At 70.8% G+C, this 23,718-nt stretch carries 25 protein-coding genes; 14 read left to right on the top strand and 11 right to left on the bottom strand.

The annotated features are described in order from the left end of the window. Nucleotides 1-1,164 carry an LLM class flavin-dependent oxidoreductase gene (locus tag OG214_RS19120; protein WP_405985424.1) on the bottom strand — a complete coding sequence of 388 codons (1,164 nt, stop codon included), beginning with the start codon at nt 1,162-1,164 and terminating at the stop codon, nt 1-3. A gap of 460 nt (nt 1,165-1,624) precedes the next feature. Here OG214_RS19120 and OG214_RS19115 point away from each other — a divergent pair, with 460 nt between their 5' ends. The 4 genes from OG214_RS19115 (at nt 1,625) to OG214_RS19100 (ending at nt 8,526) form a co-directional block, all read left to right on the top strand. Continuing rightward, nucleotides 1,625-1,768: a DUF6126 family protein gene (locus tag OG214_RS19115; protein WP_363084836.1), complete on the top strand. Its 144-nt coding sequence runs from the start codon at nt 1,625-1,627 to the stop codon at nt 1,766-1,768. Nucleotides 1,769-2,758: 990 nt separating this feature from the next. Beyond that, a complete protein-coding gene (locus tag OG214_RS19110; protein WP_405985423.1) occupies nt 2,759-4,288 on the top strand; it encodes a diaminobutyrate--2-oxoglutarate transaminase in 1,530 nt (509 codons plus the stop codon). A gap of 1,169 nt (nt 4,289-5,457) precedes the next feature. Next, nucleotides 5,458-6,912, top strand: a complete 1,455-nt coding sequence (locus tag OG214_RS19105) for a pyridoxal phosphate-dependent decarboxylase family protein (RefSeq protein ID WP_405987546.1) — start codon at nt 5,458-5,460, stop codon at nt 6,910-6,912. A gap of 60 nt (nt 6,913-6,972) precedes the next feature. Continuing rightward, entirely contained in the window at nt 6,973-8,526 is a 1,554-nt protein-coding gene (locus OG214_RS19100) for a SidA/IucD/PvdA family monooxygenase (RefSeq protein ID WP_405985422.1), read from the top strand. A 148-nt stretch (nt 8,527-8,674) separates the two neighbouring features. Here the strand turns inward: OG214_RS19100 and OG214_RS19095 are convergent, their stop codons facing one another. After that, the gene (locus OG214_RS19095; protein ID WP_405985421.1) at nt 8,675-9,715 is read right to left on the bottom strand and encodes an ABC transporter substrate-binding protein; all 1,041 of its coding nucleotides are present in this window, start codon (nt 9,713-9,715) and stop codon (nt 8,675-8,677) included. 171 nt (nt 9,716-9,886) lie between these two features. Continuing rightward, a complete protein-coding gene (locus tag OG214_RS19090; RefSeq protein WP_405985420.1) occupies nt 9,887-10,624 on the bottom strand; it encodes an alpha/beta fold hydrolase in 738 nt (245 codons plus the stop codon). Between the two features lie 218 nt (nt 10,625-10,842). Between OG214_RS19090 and OG214_RS19085 the strand changes: the two genes are divergently transcribed. From OG214_RS19085 to OG214_RS19075, 3 genes are all read left to right on the top strand, one after another. After that, nucleotides 10,843-11,271, top strand: a complete 429-nt coding sequence (locus OG214_RS19085; RefSeq protein ID WP_405985419.1) for a hypothetical protein — start codon at nt 10,843-10,845, stop codon at nt 11,269-11,271. An 87-nt stretch (nt 11,272-11,358) separates the two neighbouring features. Next, a complete protein-coding gene (locus OG214_RS19080) occupies nt 11,359-12,030 on the top strand; it encodes a SigE family RNA polymerase sigma factor (RefSeq protein ID WP_405985418.1) in 672 nt (223 codons plus the stop codon). After that, nucleotides 12,027-12,503 (top strand): hypothetical protein, encoded by a 477-nt coding sequence (locus OG214_RS19075; RefSeq protein ID WP_405985417.1) that lies wholly within the window; start codon nt 12,027-12,029, stop codon nt 12,501-12,503. Before OG214_RS19080 ends, OG214_RS19075 begins: the two co-directional genes overlap by 4 nt. Before the next feature lie 34 nt (nt 12,504-12,537). Here OG214_RS19075 and OG214_RS19070 read toward each other — a convergent pair whose 3' ends face one another. Beyond that, nucleotides 12,538-13,464: an NAD(P)-dependent oxidoreductase gene (locus OG214_RS19070; protein ID WP_405985416.1), complete on the bottom strand. Its 927-nt coding sequence runs from the start codon at nt 13,462-13,464 to the stop codon at nt 12,538-12,540. Between the two features lie 110 nt (nt 13,465-13,574). Between OG214_RS19070 and OG214_RS19065 the strand changes: the two genes are divergently transcribed. Continuing rightward, on the top strand, nt 13,575-13,919 hold the full coding sequence (locus OG214_RS19065; protein ID WP_382851163.1) for a winged helix-turn-helix transcriptional regulator: 345 nt from the start codon (nt 13,575-13,577) through the stop codon (nt 13,917-13,919). Between the two features lie 24 nt (nt 13,920-13,943). Here OG214_RS19065 and OG214_RS19060 read toward each other — a convergent pair whose 3' ends face one another. Genes OG214_RS19060 through OG214_RS19050 form a run of 3 tightly spaced genes read right to left on the bottom strand, consistent with a single transcriptional unit; the run spans nt 13,944 to nt 15,158 of the window. Further along, complete coding sequence (locus OG214_RS19060) at nt 13,944-14,147, bottom strand: DUF397 domain-containing protein (protein WP_405985415.1); 204 nt, start codon at nt 14,145-14,147, stop codon at nt 13,944-13,946. Next, nucleotides 14,144-14,347 carry a DUF397 domain-containing protein gene (locus OG214_RS19055; protein ID WP_405985414.1) on the bottom strand — a complete coding sequence of 68 codons (204 nt, stop codon included), beginning with the start codon at nt 14,345-14,347 and terminating at the stop codon, nt 14,144-14,146. Before OG214_RS19055 ends, OG214_RS19060 begins: the two co-directional genes overlap by 4 nt. Further along, nucleotides 14,334-15,158: a helix-turn-helix domain-containing protein gene (locus OG214_RS19050; protein WP_405985413.1), complete on the bottom strand. Its 825-nt coding sequence runs from the start codon at nt 15,156-15,158 to the stop codon at nt 14,334-14,336. Before OG214_RS19050 ends, OG214_RS19055 begins: the two co-directional genes overlap by 14 nt. A 139-nt stretch (nt 15,159-15,297) precedes the next feature. Here OG214_RS19050 and OG214_RS19045 point away from each other — a divergent pair, with 139 nt between their 5' ends. The 4 genes from OG214_RS19045 to OG214_RS19030 all read left to right on the top strand — a co-directional run bounded on the left by OG214_RS19045 (nt 15,298) and on the right by OG214_RS19030 (nt 18,516). Next, a complete protein-coding gene (locus OG214_RS19045) occupies nt 15,298-15,750 on the top strand; it encodes an ATP-binding protein (RefSeq protein ID WP_363079415.1) in 453 nt (150 codons plus the stop codon). After that, a complete protein-coding gene (locus OG214_RS19040; protein WP_405985412.1) occupies nt 15,743-16,447 on the top strand; it encodes a hypothetical protein in 705 nt (234 codons plus the stop codon). The genes OG214_RS19045 and OG214_RS19040 overlap by 8 nt, the downstream gene beginning before the upstream one ends. 195 nt (nt 16,448-16,642) lie before the next feature. Next, entirely contained in the window at nt 16,643-17,134 is a 492-nt protein-coding gene (locus OG214_RS19035; RefSeq protein ID WP_405985411.1) for a ricin-type beta-trefoil lectin domain protein, read from the top strand. Between the two features lie 299 nt (nt 17,135-17,433). Continuing rightward, entirely contained in the window at nt 17,434-18,516 is a 1,083-nt protein-coding gene (locus OG214_RS19030; RefSeq protein WP_405985410.1) for an aldo/keto reductase, read from the top strand. A 27-nt stretch (nt 18,517-18,543) separates the two neighbouring features. Here the strand turns inward: OG214_RS19030 and OG214_RS19025 are convergent, their stop codons facing one another. Together OG214_RS19025 and OG214_RS19020 are read right to left on the bottom strand one after the other, a co-directional pair. After that, nucleotides 18,544-18,987 carry a hypothetical protein gene (locus tag OG214_RS19025; protein WP_405985409.1) on the bottom strand — a complete coding sequence of 148 codons (444 nt, stop codon included), beginning with the start codon at nt 18,985-18,987 and terminating at the stop codon, nt 18,544-18,546. Between the two features lie 273 nt (nt 18,988-19,260). Further along, entirely contained in the window at nt 19,261-20,100 is an 840-nt protein-coding gene (locus tag OG214_RS19020; RefSeq protein ID WP_363079431.1) for a glycosyltransferase family 2 protein, read from the bottom strand. A 397-nt stretch (nt 20,101-20,497) separates the two neighbouring features. Between OG214_RS19020 and OG214_RS19015 the strand changes: the two genes are divergently transcribed. Together OG214_RS19015 and OG214_RS19010 are read left to right on the top strand one after the other, a co-directional pair. Further along, entirely contained in the window at nt 20,498-21,361 is an 864-nt protein-coding gene (locus OG214_RS19015; RefSeq protein ID WP_405985408.1) for a helix-turn-helix domain-containing protein, read from the top strand. A gap of 211 nt (nt 21,362-21,572) precedes the next feature. After that, entirely contained in the window at nt 21,573-22,361 is a 789-nt protein-coding gene (locus tag OG214_RS19010) for an SAM-dependent methyltransferase (protein WP_363079404.1), read from the top strand. On the opposite strand, the gene OG214_RS19005 is transcribed toward OG214_RS19010, so the two are convergent. Together OG214_RS19005 and OG214_RS19000 are read right to left on the bottom strand one after the other, a co-directional pair. Then, the gene (locus tag OG214_RS19005; RefSeq protein WP_405985407.1) at nt 22,334-22,960 is read right to left on the bottom strand and encodes a molybdopterin-dependent oxidoreductase; all 627 of its coding nucleotides are present in this window, start codon (nt 22,958-22,960) and stop codon (nt 22,334-22,336) included. The genes OG214_RS19010 and OG214_RS19005 overlap by 28 nt on opposite strands. Before the next feature lie 178 nt (nt 22,961-23,138). Continuing rightward, nucleotides 23,139-23,549: a TOBE domain-containing protein gene (locus OG214_RS19000; RefSeq protein ID WP_363079401.1), complete on the bottom strand. Its 411-nt coding sequence runs from the start codon at nt 23,547-23,549 to the stop codon at nt 23,139-23,141. Nucleotides 23,550-23,718 lie beyond the last annotated feature (169 nt).

Below are 23,718 nucleotides of genomic sequence, written 5' to 3'. Positions count from 1 at the left end.
TCAGACCTCCTTGGCAGTACGTTCAGTGCGTTCAGTGCGTTCAGTGCGTTCAGTGCGGTCAGTGCCGGCGGTGTCGTCGGCGCCGTCGGTACGGTCGGCACGGGCGGCGACCGCCGGGTGGACGGGTCCGTCCGGGACCCCCGCCGCCCGCAGGCTCGCGAACTCCTTGCGCAGTACGGGTACGACCTCCTCGCCCAGCAGGTCGAGCTGTTCCAGCACGGTCTTCAGCGGCAGGCCCGCGTGGTCCATCAGGAACAACTGGCGCTGGTAGTCGCCGAAGGAGTCACGGAAGGACAGCGTCTTCTCGATGACCTCCTGCGGGCTGCCGACGACCAGCGGGGTCTGCTCGGTGAACTCCTCCAGGGAGGGCCCGTGCCCGTACACCGGCGCGTTGTCGAAGTACGGCCGGAACTCCCGTACCGCGTCCTGCGAGTTCCTCCGGATGAACGCCTGGCCGCCGAGGCCCACGATGGCCTGTTCCGGGGTGCCGTGCCCGTAGTGGGCGTACCGCTTGCGGTAGAGCCGGATCAGCTTCTGGAAGTGCTCCTTGGGCCAGAAGATGTTGTTGGCGAAGAAGCCGTCTCCGTAGTAGGCGGCCTGCTCGGCGATCTCGGGCGAGCGGATCGAGCCGTGCCAGACGAACGGCGGGGTGCCGTCCAGCGGGCGGGGCGTCGAGGTGAAGCCCTGGAGAGGGGTACGGAACTTGCCCTCCCAGTCCACGACGTCCTCGCGCCACAGCTTGTGCAGCAGCGCGTACTTCTCGATCGCGAGCGGAATGCCCTGGCGGATGTCCTCACCGAACCACGGATAGACCGGACCGGTGTTCCCGCGCCCCATCATCAGATCGACGCGCCCGTCGGCCAGGTGCTGGAGCATCGCGAAGTCCTCGGCGATCTTCACCGGGTCGTTGGTGGTGATCAGGGTGGTGGAGGTGGAGAGGATCAGCCGCTCGGTGGTGGCGGCGATATGGCCGAGCATCGTCGTGGGCGAGGAGGGGACGAAGGGCGGGTTGTGGTGCTCGCCCGTGGCGAAGACATCGAGCCCCACCTCCTCGGCCTTCCGCGCGATGGCGACCATCGCCTTGATCCGCTCGTGTTCGGTCGGCGTACGTCCCGTGGTCGGGTCGGCCGTGACATCGCCGACCGTGAAGATCCCGAACTGCATCGCGCTTACCTCTCGCCTCTCGAAGGGTGGATTGGTTGAATCTTAAACTGCCACCTGTAACGACTACCCCCCGCCCCCTATTCCGCCCGGCAGCGCTCGGGGGGCGCCATCGGTGCGCCGGAGGCGGGTCGGCGCGCTCATGCGGATGCCCCCGGGCGGGCGGGGGCTCAGGTGAGGCGGTACGGCAAGGGCGGTACGGCAAGGCGGTACGGCCCGGCCGGCAAGGTGGTGCTCAGGGCGGGGGCTGGGATGTGCGGTGGCGGCGCCGCAGGCCAGCCGCAAGCGGCCGTCGCAGGTCAGCCTGAAGCGGCCGTCTCAGGGCAGCCGAAAACGGCCGTCACCGGCGGCGTGGCGGGTGTGGCCGTACGCTGGAGCCGGTGACGGCCGTGCCTGTGTCGCGTGCCCGACCGCGTTCCCGTACCGGGCCGAACCCCGGAAGTGCCCCGGCAGGAGGTCTGTGATGAGCGACAGCGACAGCGACGACAACGAGAGCTGGAAGGAGCGCGGAGTCGCCCTCCGCGTCTTCTTCTACATCTTCGGGACGCACCTCTTCGCCGGGTTCATCTGGCTGCTTTTCTACGTCGGTGAGCACGCCCAGAAATGAGGTCGCTCAGCCCGTCGGGCCAGTGACGGCCAGCGTGACGGCCCGCGTCCCGGTGGGTGGCTCGCTCCGGGCGCTCGGGCCGCTCCGACCGCTCGGGGCCGGGGGCAGGCGCAGGCGCGGGCGCGGCGGCGGACGGAGGGGTAGCAGCGGGCGGAGGGGCCGGGGGCTCCTCCGCCGGGGGCGCCGCCCGCTTCTGCGGATTCCAGAGGGACCGGCCGAAACTGTATGTCGCGATTCGTTCCCTGTGCTGTCCGTTGAGCAGGTGAATCACTGCGAATCCCACCGCGATCAGGCCCAGGATCACTACCACGCTGATCCAGTTGCTCATGACGCGTTCGCCTCCTCCAGTCAAACGTACTCCCGCGAAGGTCGCGCGGCCGTTCAGGAGGCTTGGTACCCTCTCAGGCGGCGATTAGGTTAGGCTCGCCTAAGTGTCATTTGGGCTGAATCCACCGGATCCGCTGAGTCCGTCGCGGGAGTTCCAACGAGTCCCAACAAGGTGGTTGGTGGCGCGACCCGCCCCGCAGGCGTTTGGCGCGCGTCCACTCCATCCGGACCATTCAGTCTGTTCGTCGCGTTCCGTTCCGTCCGTCCCGCCCCCCACCCCGAGGTAGAGCAAGCCGTGTCCGTCCCGTACCCGCTCTCCGCAGCGCCCCGGTCCGCCGATCCGGCCGACTTACCGCCCGCTCCGGAGGGCGTGTCGGAGGGCATGCCGGAGGGCGCGTCAGAGGGGGAGACGTCTTGCCATGTCACCCGGTCTGGTGAACTGGCCATACGACACATACCACTTGCCAGGGTGAAGGCCGCACTCGAATCGGGCCGGTTCCTTGGCACAGCCCATATGGGCGGCTACGGCCAGGAGTTCGCGATGCGCGCGTTCGTCCGTCGGCTGTGAGCCGGACGGGCGGTGCGGCGTGCCCGCCCGTCCGTCCGGTTTCCTCCCCTCGCTCTCCCCCTCGTCGTTCCCTCCCGAGACCCCGGAGCCGTGTCATGACCGTGCCCCACACCACCCTGCCCGCCGAGGGGCGTTCCGCCGCCGACGGGCGCTCCGCCGAGGGGCGCTCCGCCGTCGACGCGAGCGCCGTCGACGCGAGCGCCGTCCTGGGGCGGCAGCGCGCCCGGGAATCCGCGGCCCGTACGTACGCCCGCTCGTTCCCGATCGTCCCCGTCCGCGCCAAGGGCCTGACGGTCGAGGGGACCGACGGCCGCCGCTATCTCGACTGCCTCTCCGGCGCGGGGACACTCGCCCTCGGCCACAACCATCCCGTTGTGCTGGAGGCCATCCGCCGCACGGTGGACAGCGGGGCACCGCTGCATGTCCTCGATCTGGCGACGCCGGAGAAGGACGACTTCACCGACGCGCTCTTCGCCACCCTGCCGGGCGCCTTCGCGGACCGCGCGCGGATCCATTTCTGCGGGCCGGCCGGTACGGACGCGGTCGAGGCGGCGCTGAAGCTGACGCAGACGGCGACCGGGCGGACCGGGGTGCTCGCGTTCACCGGCGCGTACCACGGGATGACGGCGGGCGCGCTCGCCGCGACCGGCAGTGTCGCGGTCAAGGAGCGGGTCGCGGGCGGCGGGGCGGAGGTGACCCGGCTGCCGTATCCGTACGCGTACCGCTGTCCGTTCGGGATCGGCGGCGAGCGCGGCGCGGAGCTGTCGGCGACGTATACGGAACGGCTGCTCGACGACCCGGCGGGCGGTGTCGTACCGCCCGCCGCGATGATCCTCGAAGTGGTCCAGGGCGAGGGCGGCGCGGTGCCGGCGCCGGACGGCTGGCTGCGGGAGATGCGGCGGATCACGTCCGAGCGGGAGATCCCGCTGATCGTGGACGAGGTGCAGACGGGGGTCGGCCGCACCGGCGCGTTCTGGGCGGTGGAGCACAGCGGGATCGTGCCGGACGTGATGGTGATGTCGAAGGCGATCGGCGGGAGTCTGCCGCTGGCCGTGATCGTGTACGACGAGCGGTACGACGGCTGGCTGCCGGGCGCCCACACCGGGACGTTCCGGGGGAACACGCTGGCGATGGCCACGGGCGCGGCGACGCTGCGGTATGTGGCGCGGGAGGGTCTGGTCGAGCGTGCGGCGACGGTGGGCGCGCGGATGACGGCACGGCTGGAGGGGCTGCGCCCGGAGCTGCCGGTGATCGGTGACGTACGGGGACGCGGTCTGATGATCGGTATCGAACTGGTCGACCCGGAGGGGCCGTTGGACTCCTGCGGGGCGCGTCCGGCCGCGCCGGAAGTGGCGGAACGGGTTCGCGCGGCGTGTCTCGACCGTGGCCTGATCGTCGAGTTGGGCGGACGGTTCGGCTCCACGGTACGGCTGCTGCCGCCGCTCGTGATCACGGACGAGCAGACGGAGGCGGTGCTGGACCGACTGACGGACGCGATCGCGGCGGCGTCGGGGGCGGGGGCGGTGTCGGGGGCCGGGGCCGGGTCCGGGGCTGTGCCCGCGCCCGCGCCCGTGCCCGCGCCGGTGTCGGCGCCGGTGCCGGTGCGGCGGGGGCGGCGCTCGTGACGACGGACGGGGGGCGGGTGGACGTGGCGGTACCGGAGGTCCCCGCGCCCGGAGCGGGGCGGGACGCGGGGCCGGGTGAGGACCCGGATGCGCGGCCGGGTGGGGAGCCGGGTGAGGACCCGGGCGCCGCACTTGGTGCCGGGTTCATGCCGGGTGTCGGTGTCGTGGACGACTTCGTACGTGCGGTGGGGCGGCCGGGTGGCGCGGGCGGTCCGTTCGGCGCGGGCGGTCCGGTCGGCGCCGGGGATACGGCCCTGTCGGGCGGAGTAGGCGGCGCCGAGGCGCTGGGGCCGCTCCTGGACACCGTCCTGAACGCCCTGGCCGAGGGCGCGCGTCGCCGAGGCGGACCGATCGCGGCGGGGCGGCCGGGGGAGATGGCGGAGGCGGTGGCGGAGGCGTTCGGGGAGGGGGCGGGGGTGTCTTTCCCCCACCCCGCCCCTTCCCGTAACCAGGGGCTCCGCCCCTGGACCCCGGAGCCGGGGCCGACAGGCGGTGCGGCCGTGCTGCCGCAGGCGTCCGGGGCCGGGCCTGCGGGGCTTCAGCCCTCCGCGCCCGCAGGCGGGGCCGACGCCCCACCGCAGCAGGTTCCCGGGACCGGGCTCCCGGCCGCGTCGGGGCTGGGACCCGAGGGCCTCGGCCCGGCGGGCGGGGCGGCCGTGGTGCCGCAGGCGGCAGGGGCCGAGCCTCCGGCCCCGGCTTCGGGGCCGAAGCGGCCCCAGCTCCCCGCCCCGGCGGGCGGGGCAGTCGTGCTGCCGCAGGCGGCCGGGGCCGAGCCCCCGGCGGCGTCGGGGCCCAGGCCCGAAGGTCCCGGCCCCGCAGGCGGGGCGGCCGTGGTGCCGCAGGCGCCCGGTACCGGGCTTCCGGCCGCGTCGGGGCCGGGGCCTCAGCCCCTTGCCTCGGCAGGCGGGGTCGTCGTGGTGCCGCAGGCGGCAGGGGCCGAGCCTGCGGGGCTTCAGCCCTCCGCGCCCGCAGGCGGCGCCGACGCCCCACCGCCGCAGGTTCCCGGGATCGGGCTTCCGGTCGCGTCGGGGCCGGGACCCGAGGGTCCCGCGTCCCAGCTTCCCGCTCCGGCGGCAGGGGCCGAGCCCCCGGCCCCTGCCCCGGGGGCCCAACCCCCCGCCCCCGCCGCCGGGGCGGCCGTGGTGTCGCAGGCCTCGGTCTCGTCCGGGTTGGGGGCCGGGGGCTCCGCGCTCGTGTCCGGCGGCGGCGTCGTCGGGGAGTGGTCGGTGCTCGCGCGGCTTACCGCGTTGCTTGCCGAAGGGAGCGCCGATCCCGCCGACCCCGCCTGCGCCGCCCATCTGCACTGCCCGCCCCTCGCCGTCGCCGTCGCCGCCGATCTCGCCGTCTCCGCGCTCAATCCCTCCCAGGACTCGTGGGACCAGGCGCCCGCCGCGACCGCCCTGGAGACCTTGCTGCTTAAGGAGTTGGCGCGGCTCGTCGGGTATGACCCGGAGCAGGCCGCCGGGGTGCTGACCTCCGGGGGTACGGAGTCCAACCTCATGGGGCTGATGCTCGCCCGGGACCGGATCCTCGGCGCCGCCACCGGGCGCCAGGTGGAGATGACCGGGGTGCCGGACCTCGCCCCCGGTCCTGCCCCCGGTCACGCCCCCGCCCCCGGCAACGCCCCCAGCCCCGCCCCCCGGCCCCGCATCCTCGCCTCCACCGCCGCGCACTTCTCCGTACAGCGCGCCGCCGCCCTCCTCGGTCTCGGTGAGGACGCCGTGCTGCCCGTCCCGGTCGATCGTCAACTCCGTATGGATACGGACGCGTTGGCCGCCTCCCTCGACGGCTGCGTCCGGCGCGGCGAACTGCCGGTCGCGGTCGTGGCGACCGCCGGGACCACCGACACCGGCGCCGTCGACCCGCTCCGCGCCTGCGCCGCGCTCGCCGCCGCGCATGGCGCGTGGCTGCATGTGGACGCCGCGTACGGCGGCGGCGCCCTGCTGTCCGACCGGCTCGCGCCGCTGCTGGACGGTCTCGCCCTCGCCGACTCCGTCTCGCTCGACTGGCACAAGCTCGGCTGGCAGCCCGCCGCAGCCGGGGTCTTCCTCGTCCGGAGGTCCGAGACATACGCGTCGCTCGCGCGCCGTGCCGTCTATCTCAACCCGGCCGACGACGAAGAGGCCGGCTACCCGAGCCTGCTCGGGCTCTCGCTGCGTACGACCCGCCGCGCCGACGCGTTCAAGATCGCCGTGACGCTGCGGACGCTCGGCAGGGAGGGACTCGGCCGACTGGTCGACGCCTGCCACGATCTGGCGGTGGCGGGGGCCAGGACCGTACGGGCCCACCCCCGGCTCGATCTGCACGCCGAACCGGTGCTGACCGCCTTCCTCTTCCGCTACCTGCCGTCCGACGCGGCCGACGCGGCCGACGCGTCCAACACCGCCGACGCCACCGACGCCGCCTACGAGACGGAAGTCGACGCGATCAACGCCTCGCTCCGCCGCCGCCTCCTGCGCGAGGGCCGGGCCGTCGTCGGCCGTACGGAGCTTCCCGGGGAGGGCCCCGGCCGCGTACGCCTCAAGCTCACCCTGCTCAATCCGCACACCACCCCCGCCCAGGTGGACCGACTCCTGCACGCCGTCGTGGCGGCGGGCCGCGCCGAGGAGGACGCGCGGCGCTGAACCCGCCCCCCGGTCACTGAACGACCTGTCCGAACGACCCGTCCACATCGGAGGCCCACGATGACGAACGACCACGCCCGCACCGCGTCCATACGTACCGACCCGACCGTGTACGACCTGCTCGGCATCGGCATCGGCCCGTTCAATCTGTCGCTCGCCGCGCTCTGCGACGGCGCCCCGGACCTGCGTACGCTCTTTCTCGACGCCAAGCCCGCCTTCTCCTGGCACCCCGGGCTGCTCATGGAAGGCACGGTCCTCCAAGTCCCCTTCCTCGCCGACCTGGTGACGATGGCGGACCCGACCAGCCCCTGGTCCTATCTGAACTATCTGCGCGAGCACGACCGGATGTTCCCGTTCTTCTTCTCCGAGCGGTTCCACATACCGCGCCGCGAGTACGACCACTACTGCCGCTGGGTCGCCGGGCGCCTGCCGTCCTGCCGCTTCGACGCGCGCGTCACGGAGCTGGACTGGGAGGAGGGGGAGGGCGCGGGCGCGGGGGTGTTCGCCGTCACGCACCGCTCGGCGGACGGTTCGCTCTCGCGGGTACGGGCGCGGCAGGTGGTGCTCGGCGTCGGTACGCAGCCGGTCGTCCCGGAACCGCTCCGCCCACTGCTCACCGCCCCCTCGTCCACGCCGCCCGGGGCGCCCACGGCGACCGCGCCGACCGTGCCGTCCGTGCCGTCCCCGACCGGGCAGACCGCGCCGTCCGCGCCGACCGGGACACCCGCGCACGACAGACTCGTACTGCACAGCGCCGACTACCGCACCCACCGGACACGGCTCGCCGGACTTGACGACGTCACTGTCATCGGCGCCGGTCAGTCCGGCGCCGAGGTCGTGCTCGACCTTCTGCGTCAGCAGGACGGCGACGGCCGGGGCGGTCCGTTCGTCCGCTGGATCGCCCGTACCCCCGCCTTCGCGCCGATGGAGTACTCCAAGATCGGCCTTGAGCACTTCACGCCCGACTACATCCGCTACTTCCGCGCCCTGCCGGAACAGCGCCGGGACCAGCTCGTACGGGAACAGTGGCAGCTCTACAAGGGCGTCAGCGAGGAGACGCTCGCCGAGATACACGACGAGCTGTACGAGCGGACCATCGGCGGTACGCAACCGCGCGCCGCGCTGCACCCGGGCGTCACGGTCGAGAACGCGGAGGCCCTGCCGGGACCGAGGTCGGAGGGGGGACCGGGACCCGAGGGCACGACCGGCCCGGCGGACGGCGGCGGCTATCTGCTGACGTGCCGGCACACCGAGCAGGACGAGGTCTTCGAGGTGCGCACCTCGGCGGTCGTGTCGGCCACGGGATACGCGGCGGCGCGCCCGGACTTCCTGGACACGCTGGCGAAGCTGGTGGTCTGGGACGAGAAGGGCCGCTACCGGATCGACGGCGAGTACCGGGTGGCGCTCGACCCACGCGTGACCGGCGCGCTGTACGTCCAGAACGCCGAGCTGCACACGCACGGTGTCGGCGCCCCCGATCTCACCCTCGGCGCGTGGCGGGCGGCGACGATCCTGAACGCGGCGGCGGGCCGCACGGTGCTACGGGTCCCCGAACGCGCCGCCTGGACGACGTTCGGAGTACCGACAGCACCCGGAGCCCCCGGGACACCGTGAGGACCCCGAACACCCGGAACGCCCGGAGCACCGCCAGCACCCGGAACGCCCGGAGCATCGCCAGCCCCCGGAACACCGAGCGCGGCCAACGCCCCACCGCGCCAACGCCCCCCGCGCCCCCCGCGCCACCGCGCCCCGCGCCACCCAACTACCGGGCGGCCGAGGCGAAGCTCTTCTCCATCGCGTCCAGGATCTGGCCCGCGCCGGTGTAACCGATGCCCAGCATCCACAAGTTGTCGTCGACCTCGAAGGCCATGTTCTTCTTCACCGCGTCGAGGTTCTTCCACAGCGGACCGCCCACGGTGTCCGTCTCCTTGGCCTTCTCCGGGTCGCCGTAGGTGGAGTGGAAGATGACATCGGCGTCGGCCTTGTCGATCTGCTCGGGGCTGACGTCGAGCGAGAAGCCGGTGGTGTCCTGGTTGGCGGGCCGGCCGACCTGGAGGTCCTTGAGGAGCGAGCCGACAAAGGTGTCGTTGAGATAGAGACGGGTGTCCGCGCCCTCCACGAACCGCACGAAGCCGACCTTCGTCTCCTTCGCCTTCGCCGCCCCGCCCAGCGTCTCCGTCAGCCGCTTGACATGCGCCTCGTAGTCCGCGACCACCGCCGCCGCCTCGTTCGTCCTGCCGAGCGCGTCCGCGTGGAGCTGGAAGTTCTCCCGCCAGGTCGGCCCGGTGGTGTCGGTGAAGACGGTCGGGGCGATCTTCGAGAGCGAGGCGTAGTTCTTCTCGTCGCGGACCTTGCTGCTCAGGATCAGGTCCGGCTTCAGCGCGGCGATCGCCTCAAGGTTGGGCTCGGCGATCAGACCGACCGGCTTGATGTCCTTGAGCCGGTCGGCCGGGAGGTACGTCGAGAAGGGCGCCTTGGCCACGGCGCTGGTGGCGCCGACCGGCGTCACCCCGAGCGTGACCGCCGAGTCGAGCGCGTCGGTGTCCAGCACGACGACCCGCTCCGGCGCGTGAGCGATCTTCACCTCGCCCATCACCGTCTTGACGGAGTGCGTGTCGCCTCCCTTGCCGGTGTCGGGCGCCGTGCCGGTGCCGGACGCGTCCTGGTCGCCGGCACCGCCGACACCGCCGTCACCACCACCATCACCGCCGCCGCACGCGCTGAGCGATACGGCGAACGCGAGGGCGGCGGCCGCGACGGTGATACGGCGGCGGGCAAGGGCCGTTCGGGACACGGTGGACACGATGAGGAGGCCTCCCTGGCAGTGGCAGAAGTAAGGGCAACCTAACCCTAGCGGGCCCCTGACCCCTCGTCACGGTCGCACCACGGCGTGCAGCGGTCGTACCACGGGTGTACAGCGGTCGCACCACGGACGTACAGGGGTACGCGTACAGCGATGCCAAGGGCGGCCCGGTCAGACGGAGTTGACGAGACCGAGCAGCGTGCGGGACAGCTCTTCCGGCCGGGTGAAGAGCGCTTCGTGGCTCCCCGGAGTCCGCACGACGGGTACGTCCCCCAGCCGCTCGGGAAAGCGCGGAACCCATCCGTACTCCCCGGGCGGCAGCGAGTGATCGTCCGCGCCCACCACATAGGCGCTCGGGACATCGACACCGCTGGGCGTCATGTCGGCGGTCGGCGCGTCCGTCACGGTCCGGTAGGGGTGCGGGCGGAGCAGCTGGTGCACGACACGTGCCGTCGCCTTGTCCGCGTCCTGCATCAGGCTCGACGCGAAGAACTCGAACGAGGGGGTGACCGTATTGTCCCCCGACGCACGGCTCAACTCGTCGAAGACGGCCCGGTGCTCCGGCGGCAGGGCATCCCGGAGCGACTCGCCCGCCCGGGGCACGAACGCGCTGTAGAAGATGACCTGTTTCAGTCTCCTGACGAGCCGCCGCTCCGCTCCGCCGATGACGTAACCGCCCCAGCTGTGGGCCACGACCGTCACATCCGTCAGGTCCCGGCGCTCGACCTGGTCGACCAGCGCGTCGGCGCAGTCGGCGAGCGTCACACCGCGCGGGTCGTCGTCGATGCCGAGCCCGGGGCTCGTCGGCGCCAGTACGCGGTGACCGGCCGCCCGCAGCCGCGCGGCCACCGGCTCCCAGGCCCAGCCGCCGTGCCACGCCCCATGGACCAGCACAAATGTCTCGGACATCACTTTCGAGGCTAACAGCCCCATTTCATCCCACACTGCCGTACGGAAAGCGACGGAATCGTCACACCGCGCGTCCCGCCCGCCCCGGCGTGAAAAGTTTCCGCCCGACCCGCAACCTCCGCGTGGGACGGACGTCTGTCGGGGTGGAGGCGCCTCCACCCGTCCGTCCATCTGCCTGTCAGATGTCCGTCCACCGCCGAGATGATTCGAGGAACGGTATGTCCGCACGTCACACCGCTGTACGCAGCGCCTTCCAGGGCCGGTTGAAGCTGGTCCTGGGTACGTCCGTGGCGGTCGTCGCGCTGGCTGTCGGCGGAGTCGTGACCGCCGCCCAGGCCGACTCGCCCAAGCCTGTGCCGAGCAAGCCCGCGCCCGTGAAGCCTGTGCCCGCCCCGGCCAAGCCCGCTCCGGCCAAGCCCGCGCCCGTGAAGCCTGTACCGGCCCCGGCCCCGGCCAAGCCCGCGCCCGCCAAGCCGGTACCGGCCTCCGCACAGCCCACCCCCGTACCGAGCACGCCCGCGAAGCCTGTTCCCGCTCCCGCCCCGGCGAAGCCCGTACCGGGCAAGCCCAAGCCCGTGCCGGCCCCCGCGAAGCCCGTACCGGGCAAGGCCACCCAGCCGTCCCCGGTTCCCTCCCCGGTGAAGTAGCACTTCCCCGTGGAGTAGCACTTCCCTCAGGGGCCGCCGGGTGACGACCCGGCGGCCCCACCGGCTCGTTCCCCGTCCAGGAGACCCATGAGGACTGCGATAGCGACTGCGACTGCGATAGCGACCGCGACTGCGACCGCGACGTACCCGGCGCCCTCCGCCGCCGCTCCCAAGGCGGACGGCGCGCTGCGCCGGGCCTGGCGCCTGCTGCTGCGCAGCCTCTCCGAGAGACGCGACCTGCCGACCGCCCTCACCGGACCGCCCTGGACGACGGCCGCGATCGACGACCTGTACCACCACCGCCGGCTCCAGCTCGTCCGGCTGGCACTGCTTCTCGTGGACGACCTCCCCACGGCGGAGGACGTCGTCCAGGACGCGTTCGCCGCGCTCTTCCGGCGGTACGGCGAACGCCTCACGGGCCTGGACGACCCGGAGGCGTACGTCCGTACCTCCGTCGTCAACGGCGCGCGCTCCGTCCTGCGCCGCCGCAGGACCGTACGCGCGTACATACCGGAACGGGAGAGCCACGCGCCCCCGGCCGAGGAGGACGTACTGCTCCGCGAGGAGCACCGGGAAGTGCTCGTGGCGCTGCGCCGCCTCACCAGGCGCCAGCGCGAAGTGCTCGTGCTGCGGTACTGGTCCAACCTCACCGAGGCGCAGATCGCGGACACCCTCGGGGTCTCCCGCGGCACGGTCAAGTCCACCGCGAGCAGGGCGCTCGACGCCCTCGGCAGAGAGCTGGAGTTGAGGGCCCGATGAGCGACCAGGACCTGTTGGAACGGCGCCTGCGGGACGCCCTGGAGGCCAGATCCCGTACGGTCGGCCTCCCCGACCTGCGCCGCCCGGCCCCGCCGTCGGCCGGTGCGGCCCGCCGGCCGCCGGTCAGGGCCGCCGCGTTGACGCTGCTCGCGCTGGCGGCGGCCGTGGCGTGCGTCCTGCTCGTCCTGCCGGGGGAGCGCCCCCAGGAGGGCCCGGCCGGCCCCGTGCCCCCGCCGGTGTCTCCCACCGCCACCGACCCGGCGCCCGTGCCCCGTACGGCCGAGCCCCGGTCCCAGCCCTCACCGGAGCCCGGCACCGACGGAAGGCCCGCCGGTCAGCCGGCCAAGGGGCAGCCGGCCAAACCGGCCAATCCGGCCAAAGGCCAGCCGGTCACAGGTCAGCCGGTCACGGATCAGCCGGGCACAGGTCAGCCTGTCGCGGGGCAGCCGGTCAGGGCACCGGGGAGCGGGTGACGGTGATCCGGAGGAACGGGACGGACCCCTGTGGTCAGCCCTGGTCGCCCGGCACCAGCAGACCGACCATTCCCGCGAAGCCCTCCGCGCCATGACCGTCCTCGACCCGGCGCTTCATCAGCTCGAAGTACGGCGTCAGCAGCTCCGGGCTGACCCCCTGCTCGTGCGCCGTGCCCACAAAGGTCTTGATCCCCGCGACCTGCATGGCCAGGCTGGAGACGACATCCGAGGTGTAGTCGCCGCTCTCCAACTGCCCGGCGATCTGCTCGACGGACGCGGCCATCGCCGTCAGCCAGCCGGAGAGCAGCGGCGCGAACTCCTTCAGTGAGATCTCCTCCTCCCCGAGCACCAGGGCGAAGGCGTGCGTGACACCCGCGAGCGTGCCGTACATCCCGCTCAGCAGCGCCACGTCCTGAAGCGCCGCGTGTCCGGCGTCCGTACCGACGAAACGCGTACCGACCGGCACCGCCAGGGCCGCCCGGTGAGCCCCGAACACCTCGTGCGACCCGCTGTAGAAGACATAACCGCCCGCCTCCGGAACCCCGATCATCGGCGGTACGGCCATGATTCCGCCGCTCAGGAACCGGGCCCCGCGCTTCTCGGCCCACGCACCGCGCGCCCGCGCCTGAGCGGGGGTCCCGGTGGTGATGTCCACCAGGTCCTTGCCGGACAGATCGACGCCCTCCAGCGTCGCGCCGACCGAGGCGTCGTCCAGCAGACAGGTCACGACCAGCGTGTTCGCCGCCACCGCCTCGGCGGCGCTCGCCGCGAGCGTGGCCCCCTCGGCCACCAGGGGCTCGGCCCGGCTCGCCGTACGGTTCCAGACGGTGACGGAGTACCCGGCGGCGAGCCAGGCACGAGCAAAGGCGGAACCCATGTCGCCGAGGCCGAGAAGCGTGAGGGAGGGGAGGGAGGGGAGGGCGCGGGAAGCGGAAGCAACGTCAGAAGTGTTGTGCGTCATGGCGATTAAGCTCGCCAATAACGCGGGGACCAGCAAGTACGCACTTCGAAGTGGGCGCTTTCCCCGAGGTATGTGACCAGGTCGGACCGGGAGAGGAGCGGATGGGCACGATGGTGACTGTCGGCAGGCCGGGCGCGCCCGACGCGTATCACTGCGGGATCGACGCGGCCATGGACGTGATCGGCGGCAAGTGGAAGGTCCTGATCCTCTGGGCGCTGGACGAAAGCCCGCGCCGCTTCGGCGAGTTGCGCCGGATGCTCCCCGGCGTGACGGAGAAGGTCCTCACCACCCAGCTCCGTGAGCTGGAGACGCACGGAATCGTGTCCCGTGAGGTGTACGACGAGGTGCCTCCACGCGTCGAGTACGCGCTGACCGAATCCGGCGTCGCCCTTGGGTCCGCGCTCCAGCCCCTCAGCCTGTGGGGGCGGGAGCACGTCCTCGGAAAGGTCCGGTGAGTCCGTGACATCACCGGACCTTGGTCAGCCGGTCAGGGCCTCGGCCTTGACGGCGGCGATGAACGACGACCAGTCGGTGGGCCGGAAGAGCAGCGTGGGCCCGGTGGGGTTCTTGGAGTCGCGGACCGGGATGTCGGCGTACCCGTCCGCGACTTCAAGGCATTCGCCCTGCTGGCCCGAGCTGTAGCTGGACTTGCGCCATCCGATGAAACGGTCGCTGCTGTTCATGCCTGAAGGCTTTCGGCTTTCACCGACTCGATGAACGACGACCAGTTGGTGGGTTGGAAGAGCAGCGTGGGCCCGGTCGGGTTCTTCGAGTCACGGACGGGGATGCTGGCGTATCCGTCCGCTACTTCGAGACAGTTGTCGTTGTTGCCCGAGCTGTAGCTGGACTTGCGCCATCCGACGAACTGCTCACTGCTGCTCATTTTCGTATTCCTTCGCTATGGCCCTGACCAAGGCCAGGGACTCCTTGTGAGGCAAAGCATCACCCAGGGCCAGGCTGTAGGACACCTGACACCTGTTCACCAACGCAGGATCATCCATCAAGTACCCCGTGTGGTAGCCCTCGACATAGGCAACCGGTGCGGCATCTTTGAAGCTCATCAGGTAGACCAGGCCAGCCTGTAGGGCGTGCTCTCCCGCCCCGAACGGCAGCACATGCAGCCGCAGCCGCCCCACCTCCGCCATGTCTGCGATTTTGCGGAGTTGTTCGGCCATGACCTGCGCGCCGCCGACCTTCCGCCGGAGGCATGCCTCGTCCAGCAGGGTCCACACTACGGGGGCCAGCGGGCCGTCGAAGAGCTGAGCGCGACCCTTGCGAGCGACTACCTTCTCGTCAAGATCTTTGGCCCGAGGGTTCGGGTCGTAGACGCTGAACACCGCCCGCGCGTAGGCCTCCGTTTGAAGCAGGCCAGGGATGAGTGTGGAGCCGTACTCCCTGATTTCCGTCGCCTGTTGCTCCAACTCCGCCACCACGGCGAAGTAATCCGCGTACTTGGGGTCCAGATCCTTCAGCCACCGCGCGAAGAACCCGTCCGTACCCAGCGCCGCGTCGATGCGCTTCGCGTCGTCGGGGTTCGGCAGGCGACGTCCTGCCTCGAAGTGGCTGATCAGCGTGGCCGAACACACCACGATCTCGCTCAACATCTCCTGGGTCATGTCCGCTGCTATCCGACGCAGCTTCAGCTCCTCGCCGTACTTCTGCCGAGGGGTACGCGGCTTGCTGGCTTCCGCCATGCCATCAACTCCTTCATCTGATGCGACCGTTGTCAACCCCCCACGGCTAGCCAGCGTAGCGCCAGACCTACCACTCTGTGAGTAATTCGTCACAGAAAGCGAAACCGGCAGGTGGCAAGCGGGTGGAGGAAGCGTTGACATGAGGGTGAATCGGCAACGGAATCAAACGGACGACGCCGTTGTGCTGCGGTGGAGCAGTCATCCGAGGTGCGTCGCCCTCGCGCGGCTGGAGTTGCGCAAGGCACTGGCCGACTGGGGGTTGGCGGCGTTGGAGGACTCGGCCCTCCTCGTGTTGTCCGAGCTGCTCACGAATGCCGGGCGGCACGCCCAGGTCGTACCGGAGCAGACCATCGAGACGCACTACTTCCGCAGGCCGGCCGGTCTGCGGATCGAGGTGCACGACGCGTCGCCGGAGCTTCCGCGCAGGCGTACGCCCGAGGCGGACGCGTCCGACGGGCGCGGGCTGGTGCTGGTGAGCGCGCTCGCGGACGAGTGGGGGGTCGCAGAACGCTGCGGCCCGGGAAAGATGGTGTGGGCGGCCTTGTCGCTCCCGGCGCCGGGCGAGGGCGAGGGGGCTTGCGAGCGTGAGTGAGCGAGGCGGCATGGGCGTGGGGACGGAACGGTCTGCGGAACGGCCTCCCCTGGGGGTGTTCGCGCGGCCGGATGTGGTGCCGTACATCACGCGGTGGTCGTCGGAACGGATCCTGCCCGCCGTGGTCCTGGCCGATGACCGGGGCATCCGTTACGCGGACGAACTGCCGCACGACCGGGACGCGCGCGGGATCCTGTGGAAACGGGTCGGACTGAGCCCGGGGAAGGGCCGGCCGGTGTTCGGGGACGTCCACTTCCTGCGGCAGCGGCGGGCGATGCGGAAGCTGCTGTGCCAGGTCTGCGGGGGTCCGGCGGACCGTACCGAGGACGGGACCCTGTGGCTGGTGGGGGAGGACGCGGACGACCGGGAGACATGGTCGGCCGAGTTCATCACCGGGCATCCGCCGCTCTGTGTGCCGTGCGCGGTGACATCGGTACGGGCCTGTCCGCATCTGCGCCAACGCTATGTGGCGTTACGGGTGCGGGCGTTCGAACTGGGCGGGGTGCAGGGGGCGTTGTACCGCCTGCACGGTCATCTGCCCGTGGCGTACTCCGCCGACGGCGTGCCGTTCGACAGCTGGCGTGTTCACTGGGTGCTGGCCGCGCAACTGATCATGAGGCTGCGCGCGTACACGCTGGTGGACCTGGCGGCGGAGCACGCGGCGCATATGAGACGGACGGTGCGGCCCCGGACGTAGGGGTTGTCGACGCAGGCCGGCAGCTTGTCCATATCGCCTCGAAGAGCCGTGTGTTCCACGTGTGTTCTATGTGACGCGTATGGCTTCAGAAATGAGGGGACTCTCTCAGGGCCGTAATCATCCGGATCCGTTGGCCGGGACCAGCAGTTGGGTCCCGGCTGATGCGGATCTGCCGACCGTGAAGGGTTTCACCTCGTGGCTGACCTGTTTCGTAAGCTCCTCGTACCCGGCCTTCTCGCTCTGGCGTCCTCCGTGCTGCCGTCGACCGCTGTGGCGGCCGCCGCACCCGCCGATGTGGCCCCGGGCCCGGCCGTCGGCACCATGTGTCTGGCCAGTGACTACCCGAGAACTCGCATAGTCAACGTGGAGTCGTGCAACTCCTCCGGGCCTCGCCAGCACTGGACCATCAGCGGCGAATCGATCTCGCAGTCCCAGTACCCCGATATGTGTCTGGCCAGCAACTACCCGAAAACCCGCATAATCAACGTGGAGCCGTGCAACTCCTCCGGGCCCCGCCAGCACTGGACCGTCAACGGCGAATCGATCTCGCAGTCCCAGTACCCCGAAATGTGCCTGGCCAGTGACTACCCGAAAACCCGCCTGACCAACGTGGAGCCGTGCAACCCTTCCGGGCTCCGCCAGCACTGGACCGTGCAGGGAGAGCAGATCAGCATGACCTTAGTGTGACCTTCTGATCCACTTCAGCGGCCTCCCGCCCCCGCCGGCAGGCGCCGCCCCGCCGATGCGCGCGGCGGCGCCACCGCGAACGAGATCAGGTACCGCGTCATGCATGGCTCCCGTGGTCGTCGGCCTCCATCGGCCGCCTCTCACCTAGGGCGAACGCCTCCCTGGGCAAGCCTGATCCGGGCGAGGTGGAGAGGATCGTGCAAGAGCTCGCGCGGATCGGTCTACTGTGCGCCGGCATCTGGCGCTTCGATGGAAGTGAGCATTTCCGAGACCGTTCCGACACGCATGGGAGCACGCTGATGCCGCTCGACCACTACGTCACGCTCGGCCGATCGGGGCTGCGGGTCAGCCCGCTCGCCCTCGGCGCGATGACCTTCGGAGAGGATCCCGGAGGCGCCGGATGCGGCGTCGAGGAGTCGGAGAGGATCCTGGCGACCTATCTGGACCGCGGGGGCAACTTCATCGACACCGCGAACTTCTACACCAACACCCATTCGGAGAAGATCCTCGGTGACTGGTTCGCGGCCCGTCCCGGGCGGCGCGACCGCGTGGTCCTGGCGTCGAAGTTCTTCGCCAATCTCTTCCCCGGGGACCCCAACGGCGGCGGTGCCGGCCGCCGCTCGATCATCGCCCAGCTCGACGAGTCCCTGCGCCGGATGCGGACCGACCATCTGGACCTGTACTGGCTGCACAACTGGGACCGGCACACACCGATCGAGGAGACGCTGCGCACCCTGGACGACCTCGTGCGGGCCGGCAAGATCCGCTACGTCGGCTTCTCCAACACCCCGGCCTGGGTGACCGCGCAGGCGCAGACCACGGCGCTGCTGAAGGACTGGACCCCGCTGATCGCGCTCCAGGTCGAGTACTCGCTGCTGGCGCGCACCGTCGAGGGTGAACTCGCGCCGCTCGCGCGTGATCAGGGCATGGCGCTGGTCCCCTGGAGCCCGCTGAAGAACGGCTTCCTGTCGGGCAAGTACCGGCGGGGACACGAGGTCACCGACTCCGCCCGTACGGCCTTCGTGGGCGGTCCCGACGAGGACGAGTACGTGGTCATCGACGCGGTCGCGGCGGTCGCCGACGAGCTCGGGACGACGTCCGCGGCGGTCGCGCTGGCGTGGCTGCGTGCGCGTGAGGGCACCGTCGTACCGATCGTCGGCGCGCGGCGCGTGGACCATCTGGAGAGCAACCTCGCCTCCCTGGAGGTGACCCTCACCGCCGAACAGCTCCACCGGCTGGACGAGGTCTCGGCCCCGGCCCTGAACTACCCGGCGCCGATGCACGGGGCGCAGCGGACCATGCTCCAGTTCGCGGGGACCACCGTCGACGGCGAGACGTCCACCGTGTATCCGCCACTGCTCCAGAGCGCCGTCCGCTACTGAGCGACGTCCCCGACTGAGCGACGTCCGCTACTGAGGCCGCGCGAGGGCGCGGGCGCGGGTCATCTGGTCGGGGTCGGTGAGGGTGAGGCGGCCGACGTGGAGACGGGTGTGGCCGTACATGACGACGCCCAGGTCAACAGTGCGGTCGACGTCCAGGGTCCAGACGGCGTGCGGGAGTTCGAGCGTGCCGGGCTTGGGGACGGTGCGGGCGCTCCACCCGACGGAGATGAGCCAGCAGGCCTCGGCGAACCCTTCGGTACCGGTCGACCCGTACATCAGGTCCGGCCGGTGCCGGGCGGCCACGTCCATCAGACTCAGACCGGGCACACCGGGGACGGGCACATCACCGACGAGGGCGGTCTCCCCGTACCGGCCGCTGGTCGTATAGCCGACGACGCCGTACCGGTCGGGCCACCGGTGCAGCAGCCGCACCACCGTCACCCGCCCCTCACCACCCACACTCCACGCCACACCCGCGCTCCCGTCACCCGTCCTCGATACCGGTGAGATCGGAGCTGCCGGGGTCGCCCTGAAGGTGTGTGTCCGGTTTCCAAGTCACCATGAACCAGGACATCAGGGACATCGGCGGTACGCCCGGTGAGCGATTGCGCGCCGAGGGGCCGGGCCACGGTCGTTTGCGCGGGCTGCGTGAGCGGCGAGAGCTGCGTGGGCTGCGCGGGTCGGATCAGGGGAGGGTCGGATCGGCGGCGCGTCGGATTGAGGGCGCGTCGGATTGGGGACGCGTCAGATCACCGGGGGGCGGCCCAGGGCCGTCATGCGGCCCACTGTGCGCCAGCGGATCGGGCGGCGGGTGCCGCAGGCGGTGCGTACGCCTTCGAAGAAGCCGCCGAACCAGGCGCGCAGGCCGCTTGCCGAGCGGGTGCGGGCCAGGGTGAGCAGGATCCATGTGCCGAGATACAGCGGGATGAGCAGCGCGGGCAGATGGCGGCGGGCCAGCCAGACGCGGTTGCGGGCGGTCATCCGGTAGAACTCCGCGTGCCGGGAGGGCGCGGTGCGCGGGTGCTGGAGCACCAGCTCCGGTTCGTACCGGATCGTCCAGCCCGCGTCCAGCGCACGCCACGCGAGATCGGTCTCCTCGTGCGTGAAGAAGAACTCGTCGGGCCAGCCGCCGGTCTCGTCCAGCATCGCCATGGACAGCGCGTGACCGCCGCCCAGGAACGTGGTCACCTCCCCGCCCCGCATCGGGTCGTCCACCCGCAGCCTGGGCACATGCCGGCGCGCGGTGAAGCCGGTCTCGTCCGCGATACGGAAGCTGATGATGCCGAGCCGCGAATCCGCCTCGTAGAGATCGGCGACGCGGGAGATCACATCGGCCTCGATCAGCAGACCGTCGTCGTCCAGATCCACCAGTACGTCGATGTCCCCGCTCTCGCGGAGCTTACGCAGAGCGACATTGCGACCACCCGAGACGCCGAGATTTCGCTCCAGTTCCACCCCGACCACCCCGTCGGGCAACTCGGGCAGCGGGGCGCCGTTGCCGACGACGACGATCCGGGCGGCGGGCTCGCGCTGCTTGGCGACGGAGTCCAGCAGGGCACGCAGCTCGACGGGCCGGGTTCCCATGGTCAGCACGGCCACACCCACACGTGGTCGGGACACGTCCAGATCACCCCAGCTCTCGGTAACGGCGGAACTCGATGCTAACCGTCGGGGGCCATCCCACGGCTACTGCAAGGTATCCCTCTCGACGCCATTAGTTCATCTTTACTCTCGGTGGTCGCCTGTTCCCGTCATGCGTTCCTGTGATCGGCCCCCCGGTCTGTCACTCCGTGTGATGGGCGCGCTTCGTTGTGTGCGGGGTTCGGGAGCGCTGGTGTGTGCCTCCGCCGGCCGCCCCCGCCCGGTAACTCCCGTATGCCGTAAGCCCGTAGGGCCCTCGTCACATCCGTCGTACCGCCATGTCCTTGATCAGGCCGCTGTGGGAGACTTCCCGCATGGCGGTGGTGGTCGGTGGTGGAGGGTGAGCGAGCCGCGTTCCGCGCCTACCATCGGACAGCTCGTCCTCAGCAAGCAGCTCCAGTCCCTCCGCGAGAGCGCGGGGCTCAGCCGTGACGAGGCCGGCAAGCTGCTGCGTGTCACCGCCGCGACCATACGGCGCATGGAGATGTCCGAGGTCGCGCTCAAGATCCCGTACGTCGAGATACTGCTGTCCGCGTACGGTCTCCCCGACGACGAGCGCGCCACCTTCCTCGAACTGACCGAGGAGGCCGTCAAGCCCGGCTGGTGGCAGCGGTTCCACGATGTGCTGCCCGACTGGTTCGGCGGCTATGTGAGCCTTGAGGGCGCGGCCAAGACCATCCGCTGCTACGAGCCGCACTTCGTGCCAGGACTGCTCCAGACCGAGGACTACGCGCGTTCCGTCATGGCCTTCGGCGAGGTCGGCAAGTCCGATCCGGAGCGGATCGAGCGCCGGGTCGCGCTGCGGATGGAGCGGCAGAAGCTGCTTACGCGCGCGGAGGCCCCGCCGGTCTTCTGGGTTGTCATGGACGAGACGGTCTTACGGAGACCCGTCGGTTCCGCCGCCGTCATGCGGACCCAGATCGACCGGCTCCTCGACGTGTCCGAACTGCCCAATGTGACGCTCCAGATAGCCGAGTTCGCCTCGGGCCACCACCCGGGTACGTACAGCCCGTTCGTCCTGTTCCGTTTCTCGATACCCGAGCTGCCGGACATCGTCTACATCGAGTATCTGACCGGCGCGCTCTATCTCGACAACGCCCGTGAGCTCTCCGAGCACAAGGAGGCGATGGACCGCATGGTCGCCCACGCGGAGTCCGCCCGCCGGACCAAGGAGATACTCACCGACTTCCGCAAGGAGCTGTGAGGCCCGGCCCGGCTCCCCTTCCCCTTTCTTCTGTCTTGTGCGTTCGCCACGCGCGGTGCGCACGAGGTGCGCGCGAGGTGCTGCGAGGTGCGCGCGACGGATGTGACAGATGCGACAGGCGTGACAGACATGACGCACGCGACAGGCGTGACGCACGCGACACACGCCCCCACAGGCTCAGACTCACCACCACGGAGTTAACGGAGTTCCGATGACGGCAGGCACCCCCAAGCCCCAGGTCGACACCAGCAAGCCCCACCCGGCGCGCGTGTACGACTATCTGCTCGGCGGCAAGGACAACTACACGGTCGACCAGGAGATAGGGAAGAAGCTCCCCGATGCCTCGAAGCAGGACGCGCGGCTGAACCGGGCCTTCATGCACCGCGCCGCCGCCTGGGTCGCCCGCAGCGGTGTCGACCAGTACCTCGACATCGGTACGGGCATCCCCACCGAGCCCAATCTCCACCAGATCGTCCAGGAGGCGGTCCCGGCGTCCCGGGTCGTCTACACCGACAACGACCCGATCGTGCTGCGTCACGCGGAAGCGCTGCTGATCAGCACGCCCGAGGGGGCCACCGACTACATCCAGGCCGATGTGCGCAGGCCGCTGGAGATCCTCGACCACGCGCGCGGTGTCCTGGACTTCGGCCGGCCCATCGCCCTGTCCCTGATCGCGCTGATGCACTTCATCCCGGACGAGGACGACCCGTACGGCATCACCCGCACCCTGGTGGACGCCATGCCGGCGGGCAGCCTGTTCCTGTTCTCGCACGGTACGGCCGACTTCCAGCCGGAGAAGCTGGTGGGCCATGTCAACGACACGTACGGGAAGGGCGGTATCTCGCTGCGGCTGCGCACCCGCGCCGAGGTCGAGCGGTTCTTCGACGGGCTCGACATGGTGGAACCCGGGCTGGTGACGGCGCCGCGCTGGTACAAGGACACGGCGGCGCCCGAGGACGCGCACAGCTCGTTCTATGTGGGGGTGGCCCGTATCGGCTGACGGAGGTCAGTCGTGGCGTCGCTGTCGGTGGCGTCGCCGACAGTGAGGCCGCCGACAGCGACGCCGCCGATCCAGACGCTGGTGATCGCGCTGATGTAGCGCGCCCCGCAGCGGTCCGAGGGCACCACGAGCTGGCTTCCCGCCGACTCCAGGCTCTGTCCGTCCATGGTGGTGGCCAGCAGGATCGGCACGTTCCCGAAGTCGGCGTCCATCTCCGCCCAGGAGAGCACCGTATGGTGCCCGTCCCCGCCGGTGACGGCGAGCAGGAAGCGTGAACGGTCCTTGCGCCGTCGGGCGTCGAAGGCCGGTTTCGCCGAGTCGACCACTTCGCGGAGCAGCGGCCCCTCGAAGGTGTGGTGCCGTGGTCCGGCGCTCGCGCAGTGGAAGACGACATCGGCGCGGTGCTGCTGCCACCGCTCGCGCAGATCCGCGACGGTCAGTGAGACGGGACGCTCGACCTCTCCCCTGAGCAGCAGGGAGACGGTGCGGGGTGGTGGGGTGACGGCGCCGGTACCGGAATTGGTGTCGGTGCCGGTGCCGGTACTTCGACTGGTGCCGGTACTGGGACTGGTGCCGGTGCTGACGCTGGGTCGGCTCATCGGATTCCCCCTCGGGAGGCGGCTGCCACAGTTGGTGTGCCCAGCTGCCGGTAGGGGGAATCTCGGATACGAGCCAACAGTGCTTCTTTGCCTCGCTGATGTGAGCTGGGAGAGCGGGTTGGGGTGGCAGACGCGATCAGGCGTCACGCGTCAGGCGTCAGGTGTGAGGTCTCCCGTGTCACGCATTGCGTTGGTGCGGTCTGTCGACATGGACGTGGGTCGACTTCACCCGGGCCGTGACGGACGCCCCCACCTGGATGTCCAGTTCCTCGACGGCCTCGCGGGTCACGAGCGACACCAGCCGGTGCGGTCCGGACTGGATCTCCACCTGGGCGACCACATCGTCGAGCGTCACCGCCGTCACGATCCCGGCGAACGCGTTGCGGACCGAGGTCAGCGGTTCATCGGGGACCGGATGCAGCCCCACCGCCCGCTCCTTGGCGAACGCGGCCAGGCCCACCCCGTCGATCACCCGGTTTCCCGAACTGTCCCGCTCCATGGCCACTTGACCGCTGTCGGCCCAGCGGCGGACGGTCTCCGAACTCACGCCCAGCAGTCCCGCTGCCTGGCCAATGCTGTACGACGGCATTCCGGCACTCTAAGCCGTGGCGTGGTGGACGCGGCGGGACGCGGAAGGGCCCGGCCGGTTTTCCCCCGTCGGCCGGGCCCTCCACGCGCCGCTCCACGGCGCTTCCCCCGTTCCCCCGTGTCCCCCCGTGTCCCCCCGTGTCCCCCCGTGTCCCCCCGTGTCCCCCCGT

The sequence above is a fragment of the Streptomyces sp. NBC_00872 genome (assembly GCF_045161915.1).
Taxonomy (GTDB): Bacteria; Actinomycetota; Actinomycetes; order Streptomycetales; family Streptomycetaceae; genus Streptomyces.
This window is presented reverse-complemented; position numbering and strand designations above follow the sequence as displayed.

Coding starts and splice junctions, on each gene's coding strand:
- OG214_RS19000 (WP_363079401.1), bottom strand. CDS start 23,549: ATGCCGTCGTACAGCATTGGCCAGGCAGCGGGACTGCTGGGCGTGAGT.
- OG214_RS19115 (WP_363084836.1), top strand. CDS start 1,625: ATGAGCGACAGCGACAGCGACGACAACGAGAGCTGGAAGGAGCGCGGA.
- OG214_RS19110 (WP_405985423.1), top strand. CDS start 2,759: ATGACCGTGCCCCACACCACCCTGCCCGCCGAGGGGCGTTCCGCCGCC.
- OG214_RS19045 (WP_363079415.1), top strand. CDS start 15,298: ATGAGGGTGAATCGGCAACGGAATCAAACGGACGACGCCGTTGTGCTG.
- OG214_RS19075 (WP_405985417.1), top strand. CDS start 12,027: ATGAGCGACCAGGACCTGTTGGAACGGCGCCTGCGGGACGCCCTGGAG.
- OG214_RS19030 (WP_405985410.1), top strand. CDS start 17,434: ATGCCGCTCGACCACTACGTCACGCTCGGCCGATCGGGGCTGCGGGTC.
- OG214_RS19085 (WP_405985419.1), top strand. CDS start 10,843: ATGTCCGCACGTCACACCGCTGTACGCAGCGCCTTCCAGGGCCGGTTG.
- OG214_RS19065 (WP_382851163.1), top strand. CDS start 13,575: ATGGTGACTGTCGGCAGGCCGGGCGCGCCCGACGCGTATCACTGCGGG.
- OG214_RS19090 (WP_405985420.1), bottom strand. CDS start 10,624: ATGTCCGAGACATTTGTGCTGGTCCATGGGGCGTGGCACGGCGGCTGG.
- OG214_RS19010 (WP_363079404.1), top strand. CDS start 21,573: ATGACGGCAGGCACCCCCAAGCCCCAGGTCGACACCAGCAAGCCCCAC.
- OG214_RS19120 (WP_405985424.1), bottom strand. CDS start 1,164: ATGCAGTTCGGGATCTTCACGGTCGGCGATGTCACGGCCGACCCGACC.
- OG214_RS19055 (WP_405985414.1), bottom strand. CDS start 14,347: ATGAGCAGCAGTGAGCAGTTCGTCGGATGGCGCAAGTCCAGCTACAGC.
- OG214_RS19020 (WP_363079431.1), bottom strand. CDS start 20,100: ATGGGAACCCGGCCCGTCGAGCTGCGTGCCCTGCTGGACTCCGTCGCC.
- OG214_RS19005 (WP_405985407.1), bottom strand. CDS start 22,960: ATGAGCCGACCCAGCGTCAGCACCGGCACCAGTCCCAGTACCGGCACC.
- OG214_RS19100 (WP_405985422.1), top strand. CDS start 6,973: ATGACGAACGACCACGCCCGCACCGCGTCCATACGTACCGACCCGACC.
- OG214_RS19070 (WP_405985416.1), bottom strand. CDS start 13,464: ATGACGCACAACACTTCTGACGTTGCTTCCGCTTCCCGCGCCCTCCCC.
- OG214_RS19060 (WP_405985415.1), bottom strand. CDS start 14,147: ATGAACAGCAGCGACCGTTTCATCGGATGGCGCAAGTCCAGCTACAGC.
- OG214_RS19080 (WP_405985418.1), top strand. CDS start 11,359: ATGAGGACTGCGATAGCGACTGCGACTGCGATAGCGACCGCGACTGCG.
- OG214_RS19050 (WP_405985413.1), bottom strand. CDS start 15,158: ATGGCGGAAGCCAGCAAGCCGCGTACCCCTCGGCAGAAGTACGGCGAG.